Annotated in this window: 5 protein-coding genes; 1 reads left to right on the forward strand and 4 read right to left on the reverse strand. The window is 63.5% G+C overall.

The window, feature by feature from the left end:
- Positions 1-171: 171 nt before the first annotated feature.
- From EOA32_RS34470 to EOA32_RS34480, 3 genes are all read right to left on the reverse strand, one after another.
- Positions 172-669, reverse strand: a complete 498-nt coding sequence (locus EOA32_RS34470; RefSeq protein ID WP_066999871.1) for a MaoC family dehydratase — start codon at positions 667-669, stop codon at positions 172-174.
- Positions 670-857: 188 nt separating this feature from the next.
- Complete coding sequence (gene phaP / locus EOA32_RS34475; protein WP_128374082.1) at positions 858-1,286, reverse strand: TIGR01841 family phasin; 429 nt, start codon at positions 1,284-1,286, stop codon at positions 858-860.
- Between the two features lie 67 nt (positions 1,287-1,353).
- A complete protein-coding gene (locus EOA32_RS34480; protein WP_128374083.1) occupies positions 1,354-2,649 on the reverse strand; it encodes a DUF445 domain-containing protein in 1,296 nt (431 codons plus the stop codon).
- Between the two features lie 196 nt (positions 2,650-2,845).
- Between EOA32_RS34480 and rirA the strand changes: the two genes are divergently transcribed.
- Positions 2,846-3,307 (forward strand): iron-responsive transcriptional regulator RirA, encoded by a 462-nt coding sequence (gene rirA, locus EOA32_RS34485; protein WP_066999863.1) that lies wholly within the window; start codon positions 2,846-2,848, stop codon positions 3,305-3,307.
- Here rirA and EOA32_RS34490 read toward each other — a convergent pair.
- The coding region (locus EOA32_RS34490; protein WP_128374084.1) for an ATP-binding cassette domain-containing protein at positions 3,304-3,834 on the reverse strand (531 nt) is incomplete at its 5' end. The genes rirA and EOA32_RS34490 overlap by 4 nt on opposite strands.

Genomic DNA, 3,834 nt, shown 5'->3' on the forward strand with positions numbered 1-3,834 from the left:
GGATAATGTCGTGCTGGCGCCCAGCAACGCCTTCAGCCTGTCGCACTCCGCCGGCCGCTTCATGCGTTTCAACGTCGCCCAATGCGCCGATGAGCGCAACTTCAGAGTGCTTGAAAGGGCAATGGCCGCGTCCCGCCGCAAAGGCGCGTCGCAGCCCGGCAGCGGCAGAGCTTAGGCGCCTGCCCGCTTGCGGCGCTCATACATCATCACCAGCGTCTCGGCAGTCAGCGCCGGCTTCTGCTCGCCCTCGATCTCGACGGTATTCGCGGCCTTCATCAGATATTGGCCGGGGCCTCGGTCTTCCATGGTGAGCAGCGTCGTGCGCAGCCGGATACGTGCGCCGGACTTCACCGGCGCCAGGAAGCGCACTTTGTCGAAGCCATAGTTGAAGGCGGCTTGCGTGTTTTCCGGCACGATGCCCATTTCCAGCGCCAGCGCGCCGATGATCGACAGCGTCAGATAGCCATGCGCGATCGTAGTGCGGAACGGGCTCTGCCGCTTCGCGCGCTCCGGATCGACATGTATCCACTGGTGGTCGCCCGTGCATTGGGCGAACTGGTCGATGCGCTGCTGGTCGACCGTCGTCCAGTCCGACACGCCGATCTCCTGGCCGGCCATTGTCCGCAACTGTTCGAAGGTCGGCGGCGTCCTCGGCCGATTTTCCGTCATTCCTGCTTTCCTGCTGGCTTCTGCCAATCTCCCGACCATGAACCGGCGGCTCCTGTCAATTCGCGGCGCCTCGATTTCACCCTCAGAGTTGACGGTTTTACGGCAAGCCGCGAACGCGCAGCCGCACGCGCCGATTGCTCAGCCGCCTGAACCCGATCCGGAAAACCCGAATAGGCGTCCTGGATTGCTCACTTCCCGTCGTAGCCGGCCCGGATTTCCGCCATCGCGTCCTTGATCCTGTCGCGCAGGATTTCGACCGATTCGGTGCCGGATTTCCGAACCAGGTCGGCGACCTCGCCGGCATTCTTCAGCGTTGTCTCGAAGGATTTCCTGGCGAAATCCACCTGCTTCGTCATCAACTCCTGCGGATTGCCCGGAGGCTGGTAGTTGCGTGCCATCCGGGTAATTTCGCCGAGCGCCTCCTGCACCATTTCGTGCTGTCTCGACAGAATGGATGACGCGCCGGCGGCGCTTGCCCGGGCCGACTTCTCCAGAGCCTCGAGATTCCTGCGGTAGTGATCGAGGATCGCCTGGATGTCGACCTTCGGCAGCTTCAAGTCGCGGCCGAACCTGCTGAAGATGTCCAGAAACGAGTCGGATTCCGGTTGTCTTGCCATGTCGTCGCCTCCCGATCTGCCGCTCTTACAGCGCCCACTAGGGAGAATAGTGCGCGCCCGGTCCGCGTCAATTGAGGAGAAGCAGCCGCTCCGCCGTATAGAGTGCCAAGCCGGCCAGACCGCCGATCACCATGCCGTTGAAGCGGATATACTGCAGGTCCTTGCCGATATTGATCTCGATCAGCCGCGTCAGCTGGGCCAGATCCCAGCGCTTGACCTGATCGGCGATGAATTTCGACACGCCGCTCTTCTGGCTTTCGACGAAGGAGGCGAGCGCCACAACAAAACCCTGGTTCATGTCGGCCCTGATCTGGGCATCGTCGGCCAAATGTCGTCCGACCTCGACGAACAGGTTGGCGAGGTGCTCGCGAATCGTCGAATTGGCCGCGTTGGCGTCCTGCTCGATGAACAAGCGCAGGCTTGCCCAAGTGTCGCCGGCGAGAGCCCTGACTTCCGGACGGCCCAGGAAATCGCGCTTCAGCTTTTCGGCGCGCCTTGCATATTGCTTCGAGGTCCTGAGCCGCTCGACGAAGCGAAGTACGAAACGGTCGAACTCGGCGCGCGCCGGATGATCGGGATCGGCCCGCACCTCCTCCAGCAGCAACCCGGCGGAAGCGACAATCTTCTTGAGCAGATAGGCGTCGGCGCGAAACAGGTTGAACAGCGACGGCAGTTCCTCACGGATCTTTTCGCGCATCGTCGCCAGCGCCTTCTCGTCGTTCAGGAAGCGCCCGACCACCCTGGTGAACTCGTCGAACAGTTTCTGGTGGCGCCGGTCGTCGGTGAGCGCCGACAACAGCTCCGCGGCTAAAGGCGCCAGCGGCACTTTTTCGATCTGCTCCAGCAAGCGGCTGGTGACGAAGTCGCGCAGCCCGGACTGCTCCACGGCGGTCAGCGTCTGCGGCACCAGGCGGGCGACGAATCGCGACAGGTCGGCGGCGCGTTCGGCGTCGGCCAACCAGTCGGCGACGAGGGCCGCAAAGTCGACCTCGGCGAGCTTTTCCCGCACGGGCTCCGGCGCAAGGAAATTGGCCTCGATGAACCGGCCGAGATTGTCGGCGATGCGGTGCTGGTTCTCGGGAATGATGGCCGTGTGCGGGATCGGCAGGTCGAGCGGGCGCCTGAACAACGCCACGACCGCATACCAGTCGGCCAGCCCGCCAATGATCGCTGCCTCGGCGAACGCGGCAACAAAGCCGAGCCACGGATGGGTGACCTCCAACGACTTGGCGAGCGCGAAGACAAGGATGCATAGGCCAAGCGCTGCGGCGGCGACGAACTTGGTCCGCCGCAATGCCGAGAGCTTTGCCTGCGCATCGGCGTCGAATCGAACCGGCGCGAGGGCCTGAGCTGATTGTGACATGGAAAGGTCTTCCCTATTGCACCCGGACTTATCTAGGGCCTGCGCCGGGGAAACGCTCGCTCAAAGCGCATTGCGGTGCGATGCGGCGGACACGCACAAAAAGTTGACAAGATTATTCAGCTATCTAGCGGTCCAGTCTGGAATTGTTCCAAACTATGGGCCATATTCGGCCCAAGCTCATTTCGCGAGGATCACCATGCGGCTCACGCGCCAGACGAACTATGCGATGCGCATACTGATGTATTGCGCCGCGAACAGCGACCGGCTGAGCCGCATCCCCGAGATCGCCACCGCCTATTCGGTTTCGGAGCTGTTTTTGTTCAAGATCCTGCAGCCGCTGGTCGAGGCCGGCCTGGTTGAGACGGTGCGTGGCCGCAATGGCGGCGTCAGGCTCGGCCGCCCGGCAGAGCAGATCAGCCTGTTCGACGTCGTGCGCGTCACCGAAGAGAGCTTCGCCATGGCCGAGTGCTTCGAGAACGACGCCGCCGAATGCCCGCTGGTCGACAGTTGCGCCTTGAATTCGGCGCTGCGCGAAGCGCTCAACGCCTTCTTCGCCGTGCTCTCCCGCTACACGATCGCCGACCTCGTCGCGGCGCGCCCGAATGTGCGCCACCTGCTTGGCATCGACCTCCTGGAGCAGCGCGCCCCGGCCGCCTAAGCTGCCGATTGCGGCAACACGAACGGAACGCTTCCAGCAGGCAGTGCGCCGACCTTGAGCCGACAGTCGAACACCTTTTCGATCAGCTCGTCATTGAGCACGTCTTGCGGCGAGCCGACGGCTGCCAGCTGGCCGCGAGAGAGCACGAAAATCCGGTCGGCATACATGGCCGTCAGATTGAGGTCGTGCAGGATCGCCACCACGCCGCCGCCGCGCCGCGCGAAATCGCGCGCAATATTCATGATGATGAGTTGGTGCTTGACGTCGAGGCTGGAGACAGGCTCGTCCAGGAAAAGGTAGCGCGGCCTGCCCTCGAGAACCGGCGCCCAGACCTGGCAAAGCACACGGGCAAGCTGGACGCGCTGCTGCTCGCCGCCTGAAAGCTCCTGGTAGAAGCGGCCGGCAAAGCCGTCGAGATCGACACGCGCCAGCGCCCGCTCGGGCAAGCGCGCATCCTCGCCGGGCAGCACCCCGGAACGCCCGCCGATCAGGCCGAGACGAACGACCTCTAGCACCGTGAAGGGAAA

Source organism: Mesorhizobium sp. M1A.F.Ca.ET.072.01.1.1, from assembly GCF_004023325.1.
Taxonomy (GTDB): domain Bacteria; phylum Pseudomonadota; class Alphaproteobacteria; order Rhizobiales; family Rhizobiaceae; genus Mesorhizobium.

Bases quoted from the DNA above. Each gene is read 5' to 3' on its own strand.
- EOA32_RS34470 (WP_066999871.1), bottom strand. From the start codon at position 669: ATGACGGAAAATCGGCCGAGGACGCCGCCGACCTTCGAACAGTTGCGG.
- phaP (WP_128374082.1), bottom strand. From the start codon at position 1,286: ATGGCAAGACAACCGGAATCCGACTCGTTTCTGGACATCTTCAGCAGG.
- EOA32_RS34480 (WP_128374083.1), bottom strand. From the start codon at position 2,649: ATGTCACAATCAGCTCAGGCCCTCGCGCCGGTTCGATTCGACGCCGAT.
- rirA (WP_066999863.1), top strand. From the start codon at position 2,846: ATGCGGCTCACGCGCCAGACGAACTATGCGATGCGCATACTGATGTAT.